Source organism: Thalassospira sp. MCCC 1A02898, from assembly GCF_001618185.1.
Classification (GTDB): Bacteria; Pseudomonadota; Alphaproteobacteria; order Rhodospirillales; family Thalassospiraceae; genus Thalassospira; species Thalassospira tepidiphila.
Window position 1 is genome coordinate 1 of sequence record NZ_LPXK01000010.1, and the last position, 23374, is coordinate 23374.

The 23374-nt window shown below is 55.0% G+C and carries 18 protein-coding genes; 10 read left to right on the plus strand and 8 right to left on the minus strand.

Translation table 11 applies throughout. The features are described from left to right. On the plus strand, positions 1–385 hold a 385-nt coding region (locus tag AUQ41_RS21175; protein ID WP_232308349.1), incomplete at its 5' end, for a hypothetical protein. A gap of 178 nt (positions 386–563) precedes the next feature. Continuing rightward, the gene (locus AUQ41_RS09075) at positions 564–1007 is read left to right on the plus strand and encodes a hypothetical protein (RefSeq protein ID WP_231959834.1); all 444 of its coding nucleotides are present in this window, start codon (positions 564–566) and stop codon (positions 1005–1007) included. A gap of 96 nt (positions 1008–1103) precedes the next feature. On the opposite strand, the gene upp is transcribed toward AUQ41_RS09075, so the two are convergent. Both upp and AUQ41_RS09085 read right to left on the minus strand, forming a co-directional pair. Beyond that, on the minus strand, positions 1104–1754 hold the full coding sequence (upp, locus tag AUQ41_RS09080; RefSeq protein ID WP_008892328.1) for a uracil phosphoribosyltransferase: 651 nt from the start codon (positions 1752–1754) through the stop codon (positions 1104–1106). Positions 1755–2032: 278 nt separating this feature from the next. Beyond that, positions 2033–3085 (minus strand): SPOR domain-containing protein, encoded by a 1053-nt coding sequence (locus AUQ41_RS09085; protein WP_063088056.1) that lies wholly within the window; start codon positions 3083–3085, stop codon positions 2033–2035. A 638-nt stretch (positions 3086–3723) separates the two neighbouring features. On the opposite strand from AUQ41_RS09085, the gene AUQ41_RS09090 reads away from it, so the two are divergent. Further along, positions 3724–6039 carry a methyl-accepting chemotaxis protein gene (locus AUQ41_RS09090; RefSeq protein WP_232308350.1) on the plus strand — a complete coding sequence of 772 codons (2316 nt, stop codon included), beginning with the start codon at positions 3724–3726 and terminating at the stop codon, positions 6037–6039. 83 nt (positions 6040–6122) lie between these two features. Here AUQ41_RS09090 and pepN read toward each other — a convergent pair whose 3' ends face one another. Beyond that, the gene (pepN, locus tag AUQ41_RS09095) at positions 6123–8762 is read right to left on the minus strand and encodes an aminopeptidase N (RefSeq protein ID WP_063088061.1); all 2640 of its coding nucleotides are present in this window, start codon (positions 8760–8762) and stop codon (positions 6123–6125) included. A gap of 432 nt (positions 8763–9194) precedes the next feature. Here pepN and AUQ41_RS09100 point away from each other — a divergent pair, with 432 nt between their 5' ends. The 5 genes from AUQ41_RS09100 (at position 9195) to AUQ41_RS09120 (ending at position 13281) form a co-directional block, all read left to right on the plus strand. Next, positions 9195–9866: a response regulator transcription factor gene (locus AUQ41_RS09100; protein ID WP_063088062.1), complete on the plus strand. Its 672-nt coding sequence runs from the start codon at positions 9195–9197 to the stop codon at positions 9864–9866. A gap of 132 nt (positions 9867–9998) precedes the next feature. Then, the gene (locus AUQ41_RS09105) at positions 9999–11240 is read left to right on the plus strand and encodes an AI-2E family transporter (protein WP_232308351.1); all 1242 of its coding nucleotides are present in this window, start codon (positions 9999–10001) and stop codon (positions 11238–11240) included. Between the two features lie 65 nt (positions 11241–11305). Continuing rightward, the gene (locus AUQ41_RS09110) at positions 11306–12133 is read left to right on the plus strand and encodes an AraC family transcriptional regulator (RefSeq protein ID WP_063088064.1); all 828 of its coding nucleotides are present in this window, start codon (positions 11306–11308) and stop codon (positions 12131–12133) included. Positions 12134–12222: 89 nt separating this feature from the next. Next, the gene (locus AUQ41_RS09115) at positions 12223–12837 is read left to right on the plus strand and encodes a LysE family translocator (protein WP_143588792.1); all 615 of its coding nucleotides are present in this window, start codon (positions 12223–12225) and stop codon (positions 12835–12837) included. Between the two features lie 63 nt (positions 12838–12900). Then, positions 12901–13281, plus strand: coding sequence for a type II toxin-antitoxin system HigA family antitoxin (locus AUQ41_RS09120; RefSeq protein WP_063088067.1), 381 nt, complete (start codon positions 12901–12903; stop codon positions 13279–13281). 14 nt (positions 13282–13295) lie between these two features. Here AUQ41_RS09120 and AUQ41_RS09125 read toward each other — a convergent pair whose 3' ends face one another. Further along, entirely contained in the window at positions 13296–14057 is a 762-nt protein-coding gene (locus AUQ41_RS09125) for a hypothetical protein (protein ID WP_063088069.1), read from the minus strand. Positions 14058–14097: 40 nt separating this feature from the next. Next, positions 14098–18066 (minus strand): PAS domain-containing hybrid sensor histidine kinase/response regulator, encoded by a 3969-nt coding sequence (locus AUQ41_RS09130; RefSeq protein WP_063088071.1) that lies wholly within the window; start codon positions 18064–18066, stop codon positions 14098–14100. Between the two features lie 138 nt (positions 18067–18204). Between AUQ41_RS09130 and AUQ41_RS09135 the strand changes: the two genes are divergently transcribed. Continuing rightward, a complete protein-coding gene (locus AUQ41_RS09135) occupies positions 18205–18597 on the plus strand; it encodes a hypothetical protein (RefSeq protein ID WP_008892314.1) in 393 nt (130 codons plus the stop codon). A gap of 84 nt (positions 18598–18681) precedes the next feature. On the opposite strand, the gene AUQ41_RS09140 is transcribed toward AUQ41_RS09135, so the two are convergent. From AUQ41_RS09140 to AUQ41_RS09150, 3 genes are all read right to left on the minus strand, one after another. Next, positions 18682–19782, minus strand: a complete 1101-nt coding sequence (locus tag AUQ41_RS09140) for a TRAP transporter substrate-binding protein (RefSeq protein WP_063088073.1) — start codon at positions 19780–19782, stop codon at positions 18682–18684. A 259-nt stretch (positions 19783–20041) separates the two neighbouring features. Next, on the minus strand, positions 20042–21133 hold the full coding sequence (locus tag AUQ41_RS09145; RefSeq protein ID WP_063088472.1) for a TRAP transporter substrate-binding protein: 1092 nt from the start codon (positions 21131–21133) through the stop codon (positions 20042–20044). Positions 21134–21300: 167 nt separating this feature from the next. After that, positions 21301–21801 carry a hypothetical protein gene (locus AUQ41_RS09150; RefSeq protein ID WP_008892311.1) on the minus strand — a complete coding sequence of 167 codons (501 nt, stop codon included), beginning with the start codon at positions 21799–21801 and terminating at the stop codon, positions 21301–21303. A 241-nt stretch (positions 21802–22042) separates the two neighbouring features. On the opposite strand from AUQ41_RS09150, the gene AUQ41_RS09155 reads away from it, so the two are divergent. Next, a complete protein-coding gene (locus tag AUQ41_RS09155) occupies positions 22043–23365 on the plus strand; it encodes a globin-coupled sensor protein (protein WP_008892310.1) in 1323 nt (440 codons plus the stop codon). Positions 23366–23374 lie beyond the last annotated feature (9 nt).

Here is a 23374-nt window from a genome sequence, read left to right on the forward strand (position 1 = left end):
AAAGTCCGCGTCGCCGTCTCGTTGGCGCCGCACCCCGTCGGTGGAGGCGGGTTATAGGGCCCCAATCCGAACCTGTAAACACCTTTTTCAGAAAAAAATGCATTTAATGGGAACTTTTCTGAATATTGTTATTTTTCAACAACATAGTCGAAAAGCCATATCCAACCATAAAAGTCAGACACCAGTCCCCATCAGACTCTTGGTTGAAAAATCCCGCAAAGGTCCTGAAAAAGACCCGCAAAGACTGGGCTTTTACCCGGCAAAAAACATTGCGCCGGATCAAAATGATTCGAAAAAACCAAGATTACGGGCCGTTGATTCGCCCTATAGGCCCAAAGTCCGGTTCAACCCGTTTGATGTGATGCAATGCGCAAGGTCATATTAAAGGTCATATTAACCGTGATAGTTCCGCCAATTTAGTCCAAAAGGACATATCATCCGGGCAAGGCCGCAAAATGGCGCAAAAGCAAATATGTGAACCTTTCCTTTACATTATGACCCGATGATAGGGCGAGATATCCATACCCCTCGTTATAAGACGGGCATCAGGGGACCGAAGGAAGATGATGAGACTGCGACAATATCTTATATGTGCCGCCGCCTTTGCGGGGCTCTCTCTTGCCGGGTGCTCTGGCACCAATCTTGTGCCCAATACGGGCCCGGGCAGCAGTGAAGGCAAAGGTGGCCAACCAGGTCCGTCTTTCACCCAGTTCACAGATATTCCGATGCCGTCCAATTCGTCACTCGATATGGACAGAAGCATCATCTTTGGCGCATCCGATGCCTGGCACGGGCGGCTTGTCCTGAATGCCGGCGGATCGCAAGCGCAGATGTATGATTTCTATGAACGCGAAATGCCAAACTTTGGCTGGAGCAAGGTGACGGTGGTCCGCGCCGATATTTCAGTTCTGGTCTATGACCGTGAAAACCGGGTTGCGACCATCAAGTTGACCGGGGGCTCCTTTAGCGGATCGGTGGTTGATATCACGGTATCGCCAAAGGGCTGATTGCCAGCCCGACCAGACCGCCGAAAACTTCAAAAACAAAAAGGGTGCCAAACGGCACCCTTTTTTAATGCGAAACGCAATGGCTGGTCGATGGACCTAGCGCGTACCGAACAGTCGGTCGCCGGCATCGCCAAGGCCCGGAACGATATAAGCCTTTTCATTGAGCTTCTCATCAAGGCCGGCAGTATAGATCGGCACATCCGGATGGGCATCCTGGAAGACCTTGACCCCTTCGGGGGCGGCAACCAGCGCCATGAAGCGGATGTCCTTGTCGGCAACACCGTATTTATTGAGCGTATCGATCGCCGCCACTGCCGAGTTCCCGGTTGCCAGCATCGGATCGACCAGAATAAAGGTACGGCCTTCGACTTCGGGCAGCTTGACCAGATATTCGACCGGCATGTGGGTTTCCGGATCGCGATAGAGGCCGATATGACCAATGCGCGCGGACGGCATCAGTTCGATCAGGCCATCGGCCATGCCCGAACCGGCGCGCAGGATCGGAACCACCGCCAGTTTACGGCCCTGAATGACCGGCGCCTTCATCGCGCAAATTGGTGTTTCGATGTCTTCATAGCTGACAGGAAGCTCGCGGGTGATTTCATAGCCCATCAGAAGGGCGATTTCCTTGAGCAACTGACGGAAGGTCTTGGTCGAAGTGCTGACCTTGCGCATGTGGCTCAGCTTATGCTGGATCAGCGGATGATCAAGAATATGAAGGTTCGGGAAATCCTTGTGCGTGCTCATGTGCTATCGGCCATCCTGTCTTGCTTTGCAGCCGTTCCAATCAAGCGGCTGCCGGTCTGGTGTTTGAGAACCTAGCGCGTAGCGCCTTTACCCAAAGATGGCAAGAAGAATGCCCCAATCAAAGGACAAAAACAAACCCGATGACATCAATTTGGCAATTGAACGCGCCAAGCCCAATAGAAAAGCGGGGCAGTCCATATGACCACCCCGCTCTGCAGTATTACATCTATATATATAGTGTGCGCCTTCACCGTACCCGGGATGCGCCCCCGATCTGATCAGTCTACCACGCGGTCATTTGGCTCTGCACGAACCGGGAAACCGTCAATCGAATGATCCGCCTTGATTTTGGCGGCATCATCGCGAGCTGCTGCAAGGTTGGCATAGGACCCGATCCGGACATAGTACCAAGCCCCTTCGTCCTCTGGCCCGCGCACGACAACGGCGACTTCAAGTCCCTTGCCGCGCAGTTCCTCGGCACGCTGGCTGGCATTTTCATGCACCTTGAAGGCACCAACCTGAACCGAGAAAGGCTTGCTGGCATCTGATGCCGGGGCTGCTGGTGCTGGTGCCGGCGTGGTTTCGGCGGTTTCGGCCGCCGGTTCGGATGCCTCTGGCGCGGGTGCCTGTTCATCGGTTGGCGCAGCCTCGGTCGCAGCAGAGTCTTTCGCGTCTTCAACGGCCGGGGCTTCCGGTGCGGCTGGTGCATCGGTATCGCCGGTTACGTCGCGAATTTCCGGGGCTGCAATCGCCTGATCTTCCGAACCTGCGGCTTCTGCGGTTTCTTCGGTTTCAGTTGCATCCGATGCGGCTTCGCTGCCAGCCGTGGCATCATCCGAAAGTGCCTCTGTGCGCTGCGCGATCAGATCGCCAACCGGGTCTTCGCTATCAGCGCTGATTTCCGGTGCCGGTGTTGTTGCTGCCGGTTCGGTTGACTCAGGCGTGGCATCGGGAATTTCGGTTGGTTCTTCCGGGGCGGAGGCCAGCATTTCGACCTGCGGCTGCTCTGTCTGGGTGGTGCGCGCACCGTCTTCAGAATCCATGAACAAGCCTGCGCCGACCAGCATTCCGGCAAAGAACAAGACAAGGCCGAGCATGCCTGCGCCTGTGACCAGGCCAAGAAGGGTTTTGCGATCCATATCCGCTATCCGTGCATTAAGGTTTTGCCGATCACCGGAGCGTTCTGCCCCACGTGCGCTGCCATCACCATGCCCGTCCCGGCCATATATAAAGGCCGGAAGCGGTGCATCCTTTTGCCCGGCATCCGGATCAGTCTGCGGTTCCGGGGTTGCGCGCAAATCGGGTTTGTTGGTGTTGTCTTCGCCAGCCATGGACTTGGCCATCCTTCACGACATCAAAGTTACCCTGCTTTTGTAACCAACAGCACCTTTATAAAACGCTAAAGCCGTGCACGGATGCAACCGGGCAGCGTGCCAAAGATCGATATGGGTCAATGTGTTTTGGATAAAAAAAGGGGGACTGGTATGAATTCCGGCATTGTCCCGCACAATGATCCGGATACCAGCCCCCTCGAGTGAGAGAGATCGACCTTCGGGGAGAGAGAGTCCCGAAGATAGAAGCCATCAGGCACGCCATGTAGGCCCGATGGCCGGTCACAAACGACGTTGTCGTCTGCATTTGACAAACACAGTCATAGAGCATCGTTTTTGCAATTGCAAACGATTATCACACACATTCGCAGAAAAAATTTCAATGTGTCGAAATCGCGCGCGTAAATCGGGGCTAAGCCCCCCAACCAAAACGAGAATTTCCAGATTTCGGACCGCTTCAAACCGGCTGAGTGCCGCAGCAATCCTATGGAAATCGAGAAATAAGGGATTGTGTTCCAAACCAAGCTCTGCTTGGATCAAAACAACTACTCTTGAGAAGTAGAGGTGTGAGCGGGAGAGACGCGAGCCAATATGACCAAAGACAAAAAATAAACTTGGTTTGCTCTGGAGTGACAAAAATGACGGGAGACAAGGCCGCGAAGACGGCTATTGCAGGAGGTGCTACCAGCCTTCTGACGTTACGACGGATTTTGCTCGTAACAGGATTACTGGTTTCAGGTGCAGTGACATGGATGCTTCTTTGGACCGGTGATACCTATCGAAACTTTGCGATTGAAACACTGAACAATTCGGTCAGTGGTACAGTCAATTTCTTTGTCGGGTCGCGTATTGCCACCGACTATGCCGACAAAATTACCCCCATTGCCAATGAATGGTCGCGGCTTGGCAGCCTGGTCAAAAGTTATCAGGAAAATGACCAGACGCGCATGCAAGCCGAACTCAACATCCTGTCGAACGCACGTGAAGTGGTTCAGGGCGATGTAAACCTGATTGCGGCAATTTCCTATGATCAGGAATTCAATCAACTGGCGACGTCCGAAGCCAATCTGGGTGCCAGCGTCACGGATGACCCGGACGTCAAAGCCTATTTGATCGGTCGCGACAAGGCCGAAGCCCGCAAACCGGCAAGCTTTATGTGGGCAACCCCGGACGGGCGTCCGGTCTTTAGCCTGATCCTGCCGGTTGGCGGGTTCCGCGCTGTTGGTTTCCTTGAAGTCATCACCGATCCCCTGCCCCAGCTTGCGGGCATTGGCAAGGTTTTGGGTGGCAACTTCCAGATTCTTGATAATTCTGGCAACGTGCTGTTTGAAAGCCTTGAGGCCCCGGCAGAGGCAGAAGCAGAAGCTGCCCCGCCAGCAGAGGGCGATGCCGCCACAGAAAACGCCGGGGATGCGGCGCCGCAAGCCAGCAGTGAAGCGCCAGCGCCCGAAACCGCCAAAGCAGGTGATACGCACCGCGCGGCAGTCGAGGTTATGATCAGTGATGGTCGTGGCGGCGTCTGGGCAGAGGCCCGGTTTGACCGCGACGTGTCTGATTTCTATGCCCAGACAGATAGCCTGCGCCTGCTGTCGATCGAAATCCTTGTCGGCGTGCTTCTGGCGGCCTGGATTGTTGGCTGGATCCTGTTGCGCACCACGGTTCTGCGCAATCTGCGCGCCTTTGCCGGTGCGATGACGTCAATCTCGAACGGGGATACCAACGTCAATCTGCCCAATGTCGGCAATGACGAAATCGGCGAGATGAAAAAGGCATTGATTGCCTTGCGTGAATCGGTTCGTCAGGCCTTGATCTTGCAAAACATGGTCGAAAATACCCCGACCATGACGGCGATGATCCTGCCTGATGGCAAGCTGAGTTATCTTAACGCCAGTGCGCAAGACTATCTTGGCGGGACCACGGCAACGATTTCGGGTGATTTCCTTAATCTTGGATCAGACTTCCAGGCCAAGCTTGCCAATCCGAACAACCTGCCCTTCACCGAGATCATCCAGACCGACCGTGGTTATCTTGATATTCTTGCCGCCCCGGTCCGCGACAAGGACAATGTCCTTTTGGGCACCATGCTGGCCTGGAACGACGTGTCAGAGCGTGAGGAAAGCAAGATCGCGGTCACCGAACTGATGGCCGAGGTTGCGCGTGTGGCCCAATCCGTGACCGAACAGTCCGAAGGGTTGCTGAGCCTTGCAAGTGAACTGACAAACCAGTCGGAAAACACGGTGCAGCAATCGGGTGGAGCACTGGATGTCTCGCGCGAGGCGGCATCGAATACCCGAAATGTTGCCACCGCGGTTGAGGAACTTTCGTCCTCAATCGCGGAGATCAACCGCCAGGCAACCGAGGCTTCCACCGTGACCGGACGGGCACGTGAAGAAGCCGAAGAAAGCCAGCGCAATATCGGATCGCTTGAAAAGGCCAGCTCCGAGATCGGATCGATCATTGATCTGATCAACGACATTGCCCATCGCACCAAGCTTTTGTCGCTTAATGCGACGATTGAAGCCGAACGTGCCGGTGAACTTGGCAAGGGCTTTGCCGTGGTTGCCAACGAGGTCAAATCGCTTGCCGATCAAACCGCAAGTGCCACCGGCCAGATTGGTGACCTGACGGCCGCCATTCAGGAAGAAGTGCAAAAGGCGGCCCATTCAATCAGCACGGTTGGCGAAGTTATTCATCAGGTCAACGACATCCAGTCGACCATCACCCAATCGGTTGATGAACAACGCCGTGCCACCGGTGAGATTTCCGAAAACGTTCAACGCATCGCGGCCGGTGCGGGATCGATGGACGAAATGATCACCTTTGTGAATGACGGCGCACAAAGCACCGGGCGCAGCGCGCATGATTTGAACACGGCCAGCCATAACCTTTCGGAAGTGGCGCGCAACCTGTCAGAGAAAATGCGCGAGTTCAGCGAGCGCATGAAGCTGACCTGATCGGCTTTGTGATATTTGCCAACACAAAGGGCGGCATCCTGTGGGTGCCGCCCTTTGTCATTTCACCATATATGATCGCGTGATCAGCTTGCCGCGGATTTCGAGGCGATTTCATACAAATCGCGCGAGATTTCCGGCTTGGCGAGGATCCGGTTGAGTTCGGCCTTCATCTTGTCCGCACGTTCCGCATCGTATTTTGCCCATTTGCCAAGCGGGGCGCAGAGGCGTGCGGCGACCTGCGGGTTGATGTCATCAAGTTCGATCAGGCGATCAGCATAGAAGGCGTAACCCGATCCATCCTTGGCATGGAAGTGACGCGGGTTGCCCATGGCGAACGCCCCGATCAGCGCACGCACCTTGTTGGGATTGCGCATGGTAAAGGCCGGGTGGCTCATCAGATCCTTGATGCGGGCCAATGTATCATCACGCGATGACATCGCCTGCAACGAGAACCATTTATCGAGAACGACACCGTCATTGGCAAAGCGTTCCTCGAAATCGGCCAATGCGGTTTCGCGGCCCGGATGATCAAGGTTATTCAGCACCGAAAGGGCTGCCATCTGATCGGTCATGTTATCAGCCGTGCCATACTGTGCGACCGCCACGTCGGCAAATTCAGCCGCCCCGCTTGCCACCAGATAGGCAAGGGCCGTTGCCCGCAAGGCACGCTGCCCCGCCGACGTCGCATCCGGGGTAAAGGCCGCGTTTGAGGCATTCTGGTGATAGGTGTTGGCGAAATCATCGGAAAGCGCCTGGCCAATGCGTTTGCGCAGGGCCGTGCGCACCTGATAGATCGCCTCGGGATTGGCGGGCTTGCGTTGTTCGGACAGGAACGCCTCGCCCGGCAAGACAAGCGCATCGGCACGGAACGCCTTATCAAGATCGTCATTGGTAAGTGTCGCGCGCATCGCCGCAATGAAGGCATCAACGCGGGCCTGTTCATCGGCAAAGGCGGCATTAACGTCGCCACCATTCGCCTCATAAGCGGCAATCGCAGACAACATCAAACGGGTTGCGTATTTCTGCCCGGCTTCCCAGCGATTGAAAGCATCGCTGTCATTGCCCATCAGGAAGACAAGCTCGTCATCGGGCTGATCGGTGGTGATGTTGACCGGTGCCGAGAATCCCCGGTTAAAGGACAACACCGGCGCCTCAGTCACACCATCAAAGACGAATTCCTGGCTGGCCTCAGACAGTTCCACCGTTTTGGCGACGAGGTGTGAACCATCCGCGCCCAGAAGCCCGATTGAGATCGGCATGTGCAGCGGTTTCTTATCGGGCTGCCCCGGGGTCGGATCGGTTTTCTGCGAAATGGTCAGACGGTATTGTTTGGCATCCGCGTCATAGTCGCCCTGCCAGCTGAGTTTCGGCGTGCCGGCCTGCGAGTACCAGAGTTTGAGCTGGGTGAAATCGATGGCATTGGCGTCTTCCATCGCCTTGGCGAAGTCATCACAGGTCACCGCCTGCCCGTCATGGCGATCAAAGTAAAGGTCGATACCCTTGCGATAGCCATCCGGGCCCAGCAACGTATGCATCATCCGGATCAGTTCCGCGCCCTTTTCATAGACCGTGGCGGTATAGAAATTGTTGATTTCCATATAGCTGTCCGGGCGCACCGGATGGGCCAGCGGGCCTGCGTCCTCGGGGAACTGGGCGGCGCGGAGCGCGTTGACATCCTTGATCCGCTGCACCGGGCGGGAACGTTGATCGGCCGAGAACTCCTGATCACGGAACACGGTCAGACCTTCTTTGAGCGACAGCTGGAACCAGTCGCGACAGGTGACACGATTGCCAGACCAGTTGTGGAAATATTCGTGTGCAACGATGGATTCGATCCGTTCATAATCGCCATCGGTCGCCGTATCCGGGCGGGCCAGAACGAATTTGGCGTTAAACACATTCAGGCTCTTGTTTTCCATCGCGCCCATATTGAAGTCGGAAACGGCAACGATATTGAACAGATCGAGATCGTATTCGAGGCCATAGACCTCCTCGTCCCACTTCATCGACCGTTTCAGGCTGTCCATCGCATAATCGCAGCGATCTTCATTGCCGTGTTCGACAAAGATGCGCAGCGCCACATCGCGACCCGACATGGTTTTGAAACTGTCTTCGACACAGGCCAGATCACCGGCGACCAGCGCAAACAGATAGGATGGTTTCGGGAACGGATCTTCCCACACGGCAAAATGACGGCCGCCGTCAAGATCGCCACTGTCGATCAGGTTGCCGTTCGAAAGCAAAACCGGGCAGCTTTCCTTATTCGCATTGATCGTGACCTTATAGGTCGCCATGACGTCCGGGCGATCCGGGAAATAAGTGATACGCCGGAACCCTTCGGCCTCGCACTGGGTGCAAAAGGCACTTTGCGAAACATAAAGGCCTTCAAGCCGGGTGTTGTTGGCTGGCGAAATCTGGGTTTCAAGTTCGGCAATGAAGTTTTGCCCCGGTGCCTTAAAACGCAGGCCTTCCTGATCGACCGTGAAATCGCTGGACGCCAGGCGGGCTTCATTGAGGGTGACGGAAAGAAGCTTCATATCCTCGCCATGGAGGAAAACCTCGTCCCCCTTTCCGGTACCGCGCACAGGATTCGCAGCCATAAACAGGCGCGATTTGACATTTGTCACGTCACGATCAAGGTCAAAAACCAGTTCGACCTTTTCGACAATAAAGTCAGGTTCCTTATAGTCTTCGCGACGAATCTCTTGCGGCTGTTCAGACATTTAAGGGTCCTTTTTTCCTTGGGCTGCGCGGTTTTGGAACGGATTGTATAAAATCGCCAATTTCGCAATGCAGTGTGGTGTTTCAGAACTGAATTTCGGTCAGCGATAACACTGATAGGATAAATTTCATTTTTCCTCAAATGCGGAGTTTACGGCGCCGATTTTAATGGGCATACTCTCAAACGGTGGCGCGAGGGGGGCCAAAGTTTCACATTTCGTGGGGCGAGAGTGATCTTTGGTTTCCCTCAACCTTTCTGCCGGTTTTCCAGACAAAACATCTTCTCATGCAGATCGGCGTCCACCGGGTCGCACCCTACCAAAATCAAAAATATCCCATCCTTTTCTCACCTAATAATTTGTGAGTTCCGCTTGAACGGGATAGAATAATTGCGACCTGTCGGGGAATGATAACTTTCAGGGGAAAAATCGCCAATGTCCGAAACGTTCCAGATTCTGATCGCCGATGACCATCCGCTAGTGCGCGGAGCCCTCAAACAGGCGTTAAGCTCGGAACTGGAAAACGTATCGGTCCTTGAAGCCGGCAGCCTGTATGAAGCCATTGATCAGATCGAAGCCCACAAGGGTGATATCGATCTTGTCCTGCTTGATCTTCATATGCCCGGCATGAACGGCTTTACCGGCCTGTTTACCCTGCGTGCATCCTATCCCGATATTCCGGTTTCCATCGTTTCCGCCAGTCAGGAACTACCTGTCGTGCGCCGTTCCATTGAGTATGGCGCATCGGCCTTTGTTCCAAAATCAGCCCCGGTCGATCAAATCGGGCTTGCGGTCAAGACCGTGCTCGATGGTGGCATGTGGATGCCCGACTGGGCGCGGGACGCCATGGAAAACGGCCCGACCGATGATGAGGCCACCGGATTGGCCGAAAAGATCGGCCAGCTTACCCCGCAACAATTGCGTGTTCTCAATATGCTGACTGAAGGCAAGCTCAATAAGCAGATCGCCTATGAGCTTGATGTCACCGAGGCGACCGTCAAGGCCCACGTATCGGCCATCCTGCGCAAACTTTCGGTCCATAGCCGGACACAGGCCGTTATCATCGCGCGCGAATTGCAGTTGCAGGAACCGGCGATCGAGGCCTGATTGGTCGAATTTGGCTAAATCCACCTTGGGGTTTCAGCCCGCGGAACTTCCCCGCTGCTCAGCCGTTTAATCCATACATCCAGATAAAAACACGTTTGCAGGCGGTTGCCCTGCCCTGTCGGGAGTCCTTGTATGTCGGCCAGATGCGGCGCGCATTCGCCAGAAACACCTGAAGCCTCCGAAACACCGGACGCCAATCCGCCCGCCAATGGCACAGCGGCAGAAACGGATGCGACTGTCCCCAGTGATGCGGAACGCCGCACCAATGCGCGTGCGCGGGTGTACCGCCGGGCGCGGACGATTTCAGTGATCGGGACATTTGTGGTTTTGGCGTTGGGTTGTCTTTACGTCGCGCAAAGTCTTTTGCTGCCGGTTGTTCTGGCGTTTTTGCTGTCGCTTGTGTTTTCGCCGGTTGTCCGCACCTTTGCGAAATTTTACATCCCCAATGCCGTTACGGCCTTTGCCATTGTTCTGACACTCAGCGCGACTGTGATTGCCGGGATTTATGGCCTGAGCGGCCCGGTATCGGGCTGGATCGATGAAGCGCCAAATATAGAGCGTCAATTGCGCCTGCGCCTTGCCGATCTTAGCGAACCGCTTGATAAACTCCGCGAAGCCCAAAAGCAGGTCTCCGAGGCCACCGATCAGAATAATGGCGATGAAGACGTTCAAAGGGTCGTTGTTGCCGAACCCAACCTGATCAGCCAGGCCGCCCAAGGCGCACCTGATATTCTGGCGGGCATTGCGCTGATGCTCGTTTTGTTGCTGTTCATCCTGTCGGGGGGTGATCGGATTTATCAGAAACTGATCCGCTCGCTCCCGACCTTTGGTGACCGACGCAAGGGATTGCGCATCGCCCATGACGTGGAACGCGAGGTTTCGCGCTATCTTGCGACGATTACTGCAATCAACATCTTGCTTGGCATCGTGATCGGGACTCTGATGGCGATTATCGGTCTGCCCAACCCTGTGCTTTGGGGGATCGCGGCGGCGGTGCTGAATTATGTGCCGATCCTTGGTGCGATGACCGGTGTGGTGATTGTTGGTGTGGTGTCGCTTGTGTCGATGCAAACCACCGGACAGGCCCTGATTGCACCGGCACTTTATCTGGCCTGCACGGTGTTTGAAGGGCAATTGATCACGCCGATGCTTATTGGCAACCGGCTTAAAATCAACTCGGTCGCGATTGTGCTTGCCATTGCACTGTGGGGCTGGCTCTGGGGCTTTGTCGGCATTCTGGTTGCCGTCCCGCTTCTGATCGTTGCCAGCGTCATTTCCAATCACGTCGAAGGTCTGGGCGGGCTTCGCGAACTGCTGGGCCCGCATGCAGCCAGTAACACTCCCGACCGCACCATTCCGACAAATGGCAAGTAGCGTTATCAGCCAACACCAAACCCTACGCCATTGCCAAAATCTGTAAACGCTGCCAGTTTTGTGCGATGAACAAGGTCGAAGTCATTGCCCATGATTGTCTGGGTGTGGAAGCCGTCATGGCCGAAACACGCCATTCCTTTGCCAAGCACACCCATGAGGCGTTTGGCATCGGCTTCATGTATTCCGGCGCGCAAAAATCCGCCTCCGGGCGCGGCATGGTCGAGGCCGGGGCAGGCAACATCATCACGGTCAATCCGCGCGAAGTGCATGATGGCCATCCGATTGGCAATGCTCCGCGCGGCTGGAACATGCTGTATTTCGACCCGGACGTGATCGCGCGCGCGGCAAGTGACCTTTCCGAAACCGCAACCGATCAATATGAATTCACCCGGCCCGTGATGGACAGCCCCCACGTTCGGCACTGCTTTGGCGCATTATTCGATGCCATCACCAACGGATCGGAAGAAAGCGCACGTCTTCGGCGGGAAGAAATGCTGCTGATGATGCTCCATCACGCCATGATCGGCCCCGGTGAATCCACCCCGAACTCAAACGCCCGAACGGCTGTTGCGCATGCCCGGATCAAACGCGCCAAGGCGTTGCTCGATGACAGCCCGACACGCAGCCACAGCCTTGATGACCTCGCCAACGCAACGGGCTTAAGCAAGTTTCAGACGCTTCGCGACTTTACCCGTGCGACGGGCCTCACCCCGCACGCCTATCTGATCCAGCGGCGCATTGACCTTGCAAGGACCATGATCAAATCCGGCGATACCCTTGCTGATATCGCAAGTGCCGCGGGCTTTGCCGATCAAAGCCATCTGAACCGCCACTTTGTCCGCACCTTTGGCCTGACACCGGGCCGCTATGCCCGCGCCGTTCGCGGAAACTGAGCAATCCTCATATCCTGCAATTCCGTTCAAGAATGCTTGGCTCGCCATCCCTAGATTGAGGGCAACAACATTCAACGAACGGATACAAAATGATCAGCCTCGATTTCCTGATAACCTCGCTTATCATCGTTGTCCTGCCCGGCACGGGTGTGATCTATACCCTGGCACTTGGGCTTGGACGCGGCATGAAGGCCAGCATCTGGGCGGCGTTTGGCTGCACGCTTGGTATCGTCCCGCATATGACTGCCAGCATCCTTGGCCTCGCCGCCCTGCTCCATGCCAGCGCAGTCGCCTTTGAAATCGTGCGTTATCTTGGTGTGGCCTGGTTGCTGTATATGGCCTGGGGCATGTGGTTTGGGACCGGTGCGATGAAAGTCACCGCCAATGAAAGCACCACGGGCATTCTTAAAATCATCCGCGACGGCATATTGCTCAACCTGCTAAACCCGAAACTCTCAGTCTTCTTCCTCGCCTTCCTGCCGCAATTTGTTAGCGCGAACACGCCCGATACAACGCTCGAAATGACCCTGCTCGGCCTGATCTTCATGGCGATGACGTTTGGTGTGTTTGTGGTTTATGGCTGCTTTGCAGGCGCCCTCCGCAGTCACATTATCGAACGCCCCAAGGTCATGGCATGGATGGGTAAGGGTTTTGCCGTCGCCTTTATTGCGATGGGTGCCAAACTTGTGTTCTCAAGCCGCTAGAACAACATTGCGCCCCAACCACTGCCTTATGGTATTCTACCCATGACTGAAGGAAGCCTTACCATGCAAACGCCCGATACCATAAAGCCCATCAAGACCGAAGCTGACTATGACGCAGCAATGGAACAGCTCAAAAACCTTTGGGATGTCAAACCCGGCACGCCAGAGGCTGATCAGTTGGAAGTGCTTGGTATACTGATTGACCAGTACGAAGCGCAACAATTCCCGATTGCCGCCCCGGATGCCGTCGAGGCCGTGTTGTTTTACATGGAGCAGCACGGACTAGACCGTGCTGAACTCGGCAAAATTCTTGGCAGTCGTTCCCGTGCATCAGAGTTCCTCAATCACAAGAGCAGCCTATCGCTGACGCAGATCAGAAAACTAAATGAGGTTTGGGGTATTCAAGCGGATATTTTAATACAGCCGGTTCGGGAGAGTGCTTGAATCCGGTACTCTTGCTACAAAATCTTGTAGAACTTCGTAGCGATTTCCTCCACCGTGTTGAAATCTGCCAGCACTTGAGCATGGAAGCGAATTAATGGTGCTTCTTCTGTCACTGAGTGTGTCATCACCGGCCTAAAGAACTCAATCTGAGCTAGTTTTGCCTCTGCTTTCCTCAAGGCTTTGTCGTTTTGAGTAATCTCGGCAATTGTCGCTTGGCGTTCAAGCTCAGCGTACTTTTCATTGTTCTGAGGATCGACAAGAGATGGCGGTATGTACAATGGAACACGATGTGCCAAACCGTCCCGAAAACTCCTCAAGTTGGCAAACCACTCATCCAACGTTCCAAGGTGCTTTCTAAAGTCAATTGGGAGAGACCACCAAACAACCCTGTTGGTTTTCCTAAACCCTACCGCTCCGTATGAGAGTGGATCACCGTTCGGCATTTTGATCTCTCTCTCATGAACCCATATCCAAGCTAAATTCTCACAGCACCCATATGCGTTGTAAACAAAGGATTGGATGTTAATTGTTGCATCAAGCCTTTGACTATCATCCGGTTTTACAGTTTGGCTGGGTGGAAGCTCTCTAAATATGTTCTCGATGCATCGTGTCATAACACGTAACCGTCGACCGAACCCATGTAGTGCGTACTCGTATCCCTTAGGAGTACGATATTTTTTGGAATAGTATGCTCCAAGTAACTTCTCATATTTCCCCTGAACAGCAGCACTAGCTTGTTCCAATTGCAATATTTGTTCAGGTGAATAAACGGACATACTTTTACTCTTTATTTGAGTGAACCTGAGAGGAATTTACTTACTCCGCCGCATCACTCCCCAACCGATTAAGCGCACGTGTCATCAGCGCGCGCAGCTTGGCTGGGCGGAGCGGTTTGTTGAGCAGGGAGTAGCCTTGGGCGGCTATCAGGTCTGCGGTCTCGGACGCGCGGTCGGCGGTGATGATGACGCCCGGCACGTTAACGCCGTGAACATCACGAAGCCGAATCAGGACATCAAGCCCGGTCTGGCCGGAATCAAGGTGGTAGTCGGCAAGGATGATGTCTGGCGAGAATGGCTTTTTGCCGTCAATTTCCTGGGTCAGCAGGTTTTCGGCAGCCGTGCCGGATTGAGCCGTCACCACGACGCAATCCCAGTTTTCAAGCATGGCGCGCATGCCATCAAGGATCGCTGGTTCGTTATCAAGACACAGCACGCGAAGACCGCCCAACTCGCCCGCCATGCGGCGTTTGGGTTTGGGTGTGGCGGCGGTATCGGCAACACCCAGCGGCACTTCGACCGAGAAGACCGTACCGCGACCGGGGCGGGAGCGCACCGAAACCGGATGGCCGAGCGACTTGCCAAGGCGATCCACGATGGCAAGGCCAAGGCCCAGCCCCTTCACATCGGTTGTTTCCGGGCCTTCGAGGCGATGGAATTCACGGAAGATGATTTTCAGTTTGTCTTCGGGGATGCCCGGCCCGCTATCCCAGACTTCGAGTTTGAGCGTGTCCCCGCGCACGCGGCAGCCGACCACCGCCCCGCCGGTGCGGGTATAGCGCATGGCGTTGGAAATGAAGTTTTGCAGGATACGACGCAGCAAACGACTGTCACTTCGCACCCACAGATCGCGTTTATGGACCTTGAAACTTAACCCCGCATTTTCGGCAATCGGCCCGAATTCGGTTTCAAGCGCGCCCAGCACATCATTGATGGCAAAGTCGCGAATGGTCGGTTGCATCGCGCCAGCGTCCAGCTTGCAGATATCAAGAAGCTCGTTGAGGAGTTCTTCAACCCCCTTGAGCGACAGATCCACCTTGCCGACGAGATCAAGTATGTCATCCGCCAGCCCCTGCTTGCCGCCAAGGGCGACCGTAAACAGGCGTGCGGCATTCAGCGGCTGCAAAAGGTCGTGGCTGGCGGCGGCAAAGAAGCGGGTCTTGGTGTCGTTGGCGGTTTCGGCCTGTTCCTTGGCGTCCGAGAGCTCGGAGTTCAGGACTTCGAGCGCGTGCGTTCGTTCGGTCACGCGGGCTTCGAGGCCTTCGTTGGCTTCCTTAAGCGCCTGTTCGGCGGTCTTGCGTTCGGTGATGTCGTGATAGATGCAGAAATAGCCCAGCACTTCACCGGTTTCGTCAAAGTGCGGGATATAGGTGCCTTCGGCATAGCGACCTTCGCGCACGCCAAGCGTGGCGCGTTCGTCATTTCGGTTGCGCGTAATCGCGGGAAATTCGATCTCGAAACTTTGGCGATAGCCCTGCAAAACAAGATCGATCATAGGGGCGAGATGGACATAGCGTTCCTCGCCCACTGCTTCGCGGACCGACATGCCGTGGGCCTCAACCCGACGCAGGCCAAACATCCGCTCATACGGCCGGTTGGTAAAGCGCAGGCGCTGATTTTTATCGGCATAGGCGATCATCACCGGAATGTTGTCGGTATAGATCCGGATGTTGCGTTCGCTATCACGCAGGGCTTCCTCGGTGCGCACGCGGGCTGTAATATCGGCAATGGTCGCCACAAACCCACCATCGGGCATCGGGTTGGTGCGAACTTCAAGCACCATACCGTCGGCACGCTTGCGCTCATAGGTATGGGGCAGTCGGCGCATCTGGGGTGCGGCATTGCGCCCCAGCAGGATATCAATGTCGACCGCCCGGTTGCCGTTATCGCGGCAGATATGAACAAGCTCCGACAGCGGCAATGTCACCTGAATGTCGCTGGTCGAAATGCCAAGCAAATCAATGAAACGGTGGTTCCACGTGGCCAGACGCAGGTTCTGATCGAACACCCCGACCCCTTGCGAGATGTTTTCAAGCGTATTGAGCAAAAGGTCGCGGTTGAACTTGATGGCCTCGGATGCCTCGTCCAGCAGCTCCATCGCATCGCGGCGTGATACGGCCTTGTCGGGCAGCAACAATGCCATCACCACGCGCGATGATGCGGCGCCGACCGCACCGGAAAGCAGATGTTCGGTAAAATTGGCGGCATCGACATCGGCAAGATCGGATCGCTTGGTTTCGACATCACGCGATTGCAGGTAATTGCGAAAGGCGCGCTGCGCCCAATGCTTGCCAAGGAACCTTGCGGCCAGATCTTCAAGATCGCCCAGCGTCACACGGCCCGGCCAGGTATCGTTGCGCGCCTTGGTATCCTTGCGCCAGACATCGACAAAGACCTGCGCCTGACGGCGTTGGGTGACACCCTGCACACCCACGGCAGAGCCAACAAACATCAAAACAAAATTCACGCCAAGTGACCACACAACCCCGTGGGTCAGATGATCTTCGATCCCGACGCCCAGAAGGGCCTGCGGGTTCAGGATACCAATGCCAAACGGCCCGTCGGTCAGGAGCGAGGATGGCAACAACCCGCCCTGTACAAAGGCCGGCATCAAAAGCGTATAGGCCCAAAGCACAAAGCCCGACGTCAGGCCAAGCCGCACCCCGGTCCGGTTGATGTTTTTAAGGTAGATCGCGGCCAGAACCGCCGGCCCGAACTGCGCCATGGCGGCAAAGGACAACATCCCGATATCGGCCAGCGCATAGTTTTCCGCGAGGAACCGATAGAAACCATAGGCCAGAAACAGGATGGCAATGATGGCGGCCCGACGGATTTTCAGCAATACCTGACTGACATCACCAGACATGCGTTTCTGGAGCCGTTCAGAACGCAGCAAAAGCGGCATGACCAGATCGTTACAGACCATGGTCGAAACCGCGACACAGGACACAATCACCATCCCGGTACTGGCCGACAACCCGCCGATAAAGGCAAATACCGCCAGCCAGTTCTGCCCGCCGAGCAACGGCAAGGTCAGAACAAAGGTATCGGGATTGACCGCCGGGTTATCGCCAAACATGAACAGACCGGCAATCGCGATCGGCACGACAAAGATGTTGATCGCAACCAGATAGGCCGGGAACAGCCAGCGCGCGCTGGTCAGGTTGCGGCTGTCATCATTTTCAACAAAGGTCACATGGAACTGGCGCGGCAGGCAGAAAATGGCAAACCCCGCCAGCATGGTGGCGATAAAGAAGTTTGATGTCAGCCAGGTATCGGGAATAAACATCTGGCGGATGGCAGGATCAGACAGGGCACGTTGATTGATATCGACAAAGCCGTCAAACATCCCGTAAACGACGAAAAAGCCGACCATCAGAAGGGCTGCAAGCTTGATCAGGCTTTCAAATGCCACCGCCAGGATCAGGCCGTCATGATGTTCGGATGCGTGGATATATCGCACGCCAAACAGGATGGCGAACACCGCCATCAGGATTGTGACATAAAACGCCGTATCCTTGGAAAAATGGCCTTCGGAATGACGGACAACCTGTTGGCCGAGATCGCCGATCAGCACATCAAACGACATCGACACCGCTTTGAGCTGAAGCGAAATATAGGCCAGCACGCCAACCACCGCGATCAGCGCCACAAGGGCGGCAAGGCTTTGGCTTTTGCCATAGCGCGAACCGAGGAAATCGGCAATCGAGGTAATGTTTTGCTTGTGACAGACCCTGGCGATTTTGGTCATGATGCCAAAACCGAAAATCATCACCAAAATCGGCCCGATATAGATCGGCAGGAACGCCCAGCCCCCGGTGGCCGCCGAGCCCACCGAGCCAAAGAAGGTCCAGCTTGTGCAATAGACCGCCATCGACAGGGCATAAATCGTCGGCTTTAATCTGGATGCGCGCCACTTGTCGGCATATTTGTCGCCATAATGGGCAATGGCAAACAACAACCCGATATAGGTCATGGCAACAATAAAGATCAGTCCGCCCTGAAGCATCGACGCAAACGCCCTTGTTATCGCCGCCTGTCCAGGCGGTCACAATTATCTGTTATCGGGGACTATACCACGGCGGGCGAATTGTCTAAAACGGCGCAAATCGATTTGAGACCAAAGATCAAGGAAAGCGTGGTTCAGATGGCTTCTGATTATGGCTTTTACGCCGGTATCCTGCGGTTCGTCGCAAAAAAGACGGAAACCGATGACGCCGAAATTCGCATCATGATGGGCCATCTGGCCGGGATTGCCGATGCGATTGAACAAAGCGGCCGCTTCATGGTCGAACGCAACAATTGCGAAAGTGCCGCACGCGCCTTTGCCGGTGTCGCCAAGTTCCTTCAGGAACGCATCCTGCCAGAGGCGCTTAATGCCGGGAACGAAGGTGCAGTCGAACAGCTAAAATGGGCGATTGAAACATCGCTGGTCCTCGCCGCCGAACTGGTCAAACGGGCCGCCAATGAAGAGCTTAAGGATCAAGACAGGTTCACGTTCGATTTGCCCGCAGCACCAAAAGCGCCGACCGTGCACTAAGCCGTTTATAGCAGCGAACACCTGACAACAAAAAAGGCCGACACCCGAAGGTGCCGGCCTTTTTCATTTAAGATGCCTGATGGCTTAGTACGTGCCGTTGGCAAAAACACTGGCGCGCTGGTTAAGCGCGGTTGCCTCGAATTCCTTGCCGTAGGGCGCGGCTTTCTTGGCGAAATCCATCACGGACGCATAAATGCGACCGGTGAGCTCGTTCTTCGCAGCAATTTCTTCAAGCGCTTCTTTGGAGGCCTTGGCAAAAGCATTGATCAGATCGTCATTGAAGTGACGGATCTCGGTGCCTTTTTCAAGGATCGCCTGATAGGACTGAATATTGTTGAACGCGAAGTCCGACAGGGTCTGTTCGGCATTGGCCTGTGCGGCAACCGCGACGATTTCCTGAAGGTCTTCGGGCAGTTCAGCGAACTTGTCCTTGTTGATAAAGACTTCGATGCCCGAACCCGGTTCGGCGAATGCCGGGGTGTAATAGTATTTGGCAACCGATGCGAGGCCAAAGGCATAATCGTTCCACGGACCAACCCACTCGGCGGCGTCAATCGCACCGGACTGCAAGCTCGGCAGGATGTCGGCGGCCGGCAGAAGCGACGGGGTCGCACCCAGACGGCGCATGGCTTCGCCACCGATACCGGCATAACGGACCTTGAGGCCCTTAAGGTCCTCAACCGAGTTGATTTCCTTGTTGAACCAGCCACCGGCCTGAAGGCCTGTGTTGCCAGCCAGAAACGGTTTGACGTTGAACTGGGCATAAAGCTCATCCCAGAGCGCCTGACCACCGCCAAAGCGCAGCCAACCCGAGAGCTCCCAGCCCATCAGACCGAACGGAATGGTGGTAAAGAACGAAACAGCCGGGTCCTTGCCAAACCAGTAATACGGGGTGGAGTGCGCAAGATCGGCAACACCCTGTTCGACCGCATCCATGCATTCAAGCGCCGGGACCAGTTCACCCGCACCGTAAACGGTGATGTTCAGGCGGCCGCCCGACATCTTGTTCACACGTTCGGCAAACAGTTCGCCGTTCGCACCTAGACCTGGTGTTCCTTTCGGCCAGGGCATGACCATGCGCCAGTTGATGGTTTCATTTGCTTTGACGATTGATGGTGCAGCGGCAGTAGCGGCAAATGCGCCTGCGGCAACGCCTGCACCGCCCAGAAACGCGCGACGTTTCATTGTGGGGCTCCCAATATTGGTAAAATTTTGCGTAAAAAGTTCACGAAGATAATTTCGTAACCTTGTTTGGGTCCAAAGTTACGGTTTTTGGCGCAGGCAACAATTAACGATTGCGGGATGCAGCATCGCACTGAGCGCATGACATCGACATTTCGTCGATAAATTTTCAACCATAGAGCCAAACAAAAAGGGACTGCCAGAATGGCAGTCCCTGATCGGGGATCGAACCGAAGGTCTGATAAGGATTTAAAGGCTAGTCTTAGTAGCCCCAGACCTTTGCACGGTGCATCAGACCGGTTGCCTCGAATTCCTTGCCATACCGTGCGGCTTTCTTAACGAGGTCAAGGTAGCTTGCAGCAATTCGGCCAGCGAGGTCATTCTGGCCAGCAATTTCATCAACAGCGGCCTTGGAATGTTCGGCCAGCGCCATGATGACTTCGTCAGGGAACTGACGCACCTCAACACCCTTGTCGATCAGCGGCTGATAGGACTGGATGTTGTTAAAGGTGAAGTCGGCAAACGTGTTTTCGGCAATCGCCTGTGCGGCAAAGCGAATGATCGCCTGCAGATCCGGTGTCAGCGCGTTAAACTTGTCTTTGCCAACAAAGATCTCAAGACCCGGGCCAGGTTCGTGGAAGGCCGGGGTGTAGTAGTATTTGGCAACCTGATACAGGCCAAACGCCATATCGTTCCATGGGCCAACCCATTCGGCCGCGTCAATCGCACCCGACTGCATCGCCGGCAGGATTTCACCCGGCGGGATCATGGTCGCGTTGGCACCGGCACGGCGCATGGCTTCGCCACCAAGACCGGCATAGCGCATTTTAAGGCCCTGAAGGTCATCAAGCGAATTGATTTCCTTGTTGAACCAGCCACCGGCCTGCATGCCAGAGTTACCGGCATAGAACGGCACAACGTTGAATTCTTCGTAGGCTTCTTCCCAAAGTTTCTGACCATCGCCAAAGCGGATCCAGCTTGAAAGCTCCCACGCGGTCAGACCGAACGGAATGGTCGAGAAGAAGTTAAGGGCCGGGTTTTTGCCCTGCCAGTAATACGGGGTACCGTGCGCCATTTCGGCGACACCCTGTTCGACCGCATCCATGCATTCGAACGGCGGCACCAGTTCGCCAGCACCATAGATGGTGATGTTCAGGCGACCACCCGACATCTCCTTGACCATGGCGGCGAACTTTTCGGCATTGGTGCCAAGTCCCGGGGTTCCTTTTGGCCATGGCATTACCATGCGCCAATTCAGCGTTTCCTGTGCGGATACAACAGCCGGTGCTGCAACCGAGGCAGCAAGCGCACCCGCGCCCAGTCCGGCCCCTTTTAGAAACTGACGACGTTTCATTCCGATCCCCTTAAATTCTTGTGTTTTGGTGGTTTTTTGCGCAACCACCAACTTGCGGAGGGGAATTTTGTCGAAAACGACTGTCCTTTTCCACTATTTTTGCCGAAATCAGGAAATATTTTTTCTTGCCGCTACGGAATGCTGGCCTTCAGTCCGCCAACAGTGTCTTACGACCCAAGGTAGCGATTGTAATCCGCGACGAACTGTTCAACCGTGCCCGCCCCAAGCGGCGTGTTGTAATATTGCTTCCAATAGGCGGCCAGCCCGTTGATGTCGTTGGGATCGGTCGGCATCGCGGCCGGTGCCCGGTAGTAGCGAATACGACAAAGTGCTGTGGCATAGGCCAGATTGGTCGCCAGTTGTGCGTCCTTGTCTGGCGTGCCATCTGCTTGTGCTGGCTGCGGGGCAAGAAACCCGTCCACCTTGGCTTTCAGGTCCGCCCGGTAATCAAGATAGTTTTCATAACAATCATGCAAGGTTGCCGGTTCCATCTGGAAAATTCCCAGTGCCGGACCACCGCCGACCTGTTCAATATAATCGCCCAAATGACTTTCATGGGCGGCTGTGCCCATGATGAGGTTTTCCGCGACATCTGATGCAGGCAATCCAAGGGCCGCCAGAACCGGTTTGACGACAAGGGTGCGAAGCTGCGTGGCATTGATTGGCATAGGAGCCTCCATTCGACCAATGGTATAAGGACCCCTATGACGCAGCAGATCGGGAAATGAGAAATCTTTTCTGTTTTTTCTCTTTATCCGCGCAATTTAACACATGGAAACAGTATTTTAATTACATAAAATTGCAACGCACTAACCTTTTGGATAGTTAAACTAGACCATTCAGGTCCAACCTAAAGAAACAGCATCTTTTAAGCGTTCACATTGCTTGTTGTTTCTCGGGGGATCAAACGTGGTACATCCTGAACTTAAAAGCCGTCTCGACTTTATCGGACTGGACGAACCAAAGATCAAACAGCTCAAACGTGCATGGCCCGTGATTGAAAAAAACCTGCCGGGCATGCTTGATCAGTTTTACCATAAGGTGATGAATAACGCGGCTCTGGCAAAAATTGTCGGTGATCCGTCAAACATTGATCGCCTGAAGAATGCCCAGGCCAAACACTGGGCCAAACTTTTTGACGGCGCATTCGATCAATCCTTTTACGACGACGTGCGCCGCATCGGTAAGGCCCACGAACGGATTGGACTGACGCCCGAAGCATATGTTTCGGCCTATAACTTCATGCTTGGCGAAATCACCGCCGTCCTGTGCAAAAACTTCAGTCGTGATTCACAACTGCCGTTGATGATCATCGGCTCGACCAATGCGCTGCTGATCGATGTCGAAATGGCGATTACGGTCTATTACGAAGAAACGCAAAAGACCTATGCCGACAAACTTCAGCAAATGTCCGACGAGTTTGAAAAAACCATCGGAACGGTTGTTTCTGCCGTTTCAAGCTCGGCCGAAGATATGTCACAGGCATCTGAAACCCTGTTGGCCAGCATGCAGGAAACCCAGGGCGAAGTTGAAAAGGCCCGTGGTGCTGCTGAACTGTCTGCCGATAATGCCACCACCGTTGCCGGTGCGGCGGAAGAACTTGATAGTTCCATTCGCGAAATCTCAAGCCAGGTTTCGCGGGCCTCGACAATTTCCAACGAAGTGGAAGTGTCTGTACAACAAACATCAGACACGATCGAAACCCTCAATGCCGCTGCCGAGCAGATCGGCACTGTGGTTGACCTGATTGACAAGATCGCAAGCCAAACCAACCTTCTGGCCCTGAATGCCACGATCGAGGCAGCGCGTGCCGGCGAAGCGGGCAAAGGCTTTGCCGTGGTCGCAAGTGAGGTCAAAAACCTTGCCAATCAGACCGCCAAGGCCACCGGCGATATCACAGCACAAATCAACAATGTGCAGCAAAGCACGGTTGCCGCGGTGAATGCCATTCACGGTGTCGCCGGCCAGATCAGCAACATCGTTGATTCAGTTACCGCGATCTCAGCAGCAGTCGAACAACAGGCCGCCGCCACCACCGAAATCAGTGGCAATATCAACGCGGTGTCTTCGGCCAATCGCGATGTGAACGGCAGCCTGGAAACGGTCAACGGCACCGCACAACGCACCAGCACGGTGGCGCAAAACGTTTCGGACGTATCACGCATGCTTAAACAGAATTCCGAAAAACTGCGCTCGGATGTCGATGCCTTCATCACGAAGCTGACGTCATAGGATCAAACA

What these genes read in the sequence shown, in the direction of transcription:
- AUQ41_RS09105 (WP_232308351.1), top strand. Translation starts at nt 9,999, where the DNA reads ATGTCGGCCAGATGCGGCGCGCATTCGCCAGAAACACCTGAAGCCTCC.
- AUQ41_RS09125 (WP_063088069.1), bottom strand. Translation starts at nt 14,057, where the DNA reads ATGTCCGTTTATTCACCTGAACAAATATTGCAATTGGAACAAGCTAGT.
- AUQ41_RS09100 (WP_063088062.1), top strand. Translation starts at nt 9,195, where the DNA reads ATGTCCGAAACGTTCCAGATTCTGATCGCCGATGACCATCCGCTAGTG.
- AUQ41_RS09120 (WP_063088067.1), top strand. Translation starts at nt 12,901, where the DNA reads ATGCAAACGCCCGATACCATAAAGCCCATCAAGACCGAAGCTGACTAT.
- AUQ41_RS09145 (WP_063088472.1), bottom strand. Translation starts at nt 21,133, where the DNA reads ATGAAACGTCGTCAGTTTCTAAAAGGGGCCGGACTGGGCGCGGGTGCG.
- AUQ41_RS09110 (WP_063088064.1), top strand. Translation starts at nt 11,306, where the DNA reads ATGAACAAGGTCGAAGTCATTGCCCATGATTGTCTGGGTGTGGAAGCC.
- AUQ41_RS09075 (WP_231959834.1), top strand. Translation starts at nt 564, where the DNA reads ATGATGAGACTGCGACAATATCTTATATGTGCCGCCGCCTTTGCGGGG.
- pepN (WP_063088061.1), bottom strand. Translation starts at nt 8,762, where the DNA reads ATGTCTGAACAGCCGCAAGAGATTCGTCGCGAAGACTATAAGGAACCT.
- AUQ41_RS09090 (WP_232308350.1), top strand. Translation starts at nt 3,724, where the DNA reads ATGACGGGAGACAAGGCCGCGAAGACGGCTATTGCAGGAGGTGCTACC.
- upp (WP_008892328.1), bottom strand. Translation starts at nt 1,754, where the DNA reads ATGAGCACGCACAAGGATTTCCCGAACCTTCATATTCTTGATCATCCG.
- AUQ41_RS09140 (WP_063088073.1), bottom strand. Translation starts at nt 19,782, where the DNA reads ATGAAACGTCGCGCGTTTCTGGGCGGTGCAGGCGTTGCCGCAGGCGCA.
- AUQ41_RS09135 (WP_008892314.1), top strand. Translation starts at nt 18,205, where the DNA reads ATGGCTTCTGATTATGGCTTTTACGCCGGTATCCTGCGGTTCGTCGCA.
- AUQ41_RS09150 (WP_008892311.1), bottom strand. Translation starts at nt 21,801, where the DNA reads ATGCCAATCAATGCCACGCAGCTTCGCACCCTTGTCGTCAAACCGGTT.
- AUQ41_RS09130 (WP_063088071.1), bottom strand. Translation starts at nt 18,066, where the DNA reads ATGCTTCAGGGCGGACTGATCTTTATTGTTGCCATGACCTATATCGGG.
- AUQ41_RS09085 (WP_063088056.1), bottom strand. Translation starts at nt 3,085, where the DNA reads ATGGCTGGCGAAGACAACACCAACAAACCCGATTTGCGCGCAACCCCG.
- AUQ41_RS09115 (WP_143588792.1), top strand. Translation starts at nt 12,223, where the DNA reads ATGATCAGCCTCGATTTCCTGATAACCTCGCTTATCATCGTTGTCCTG.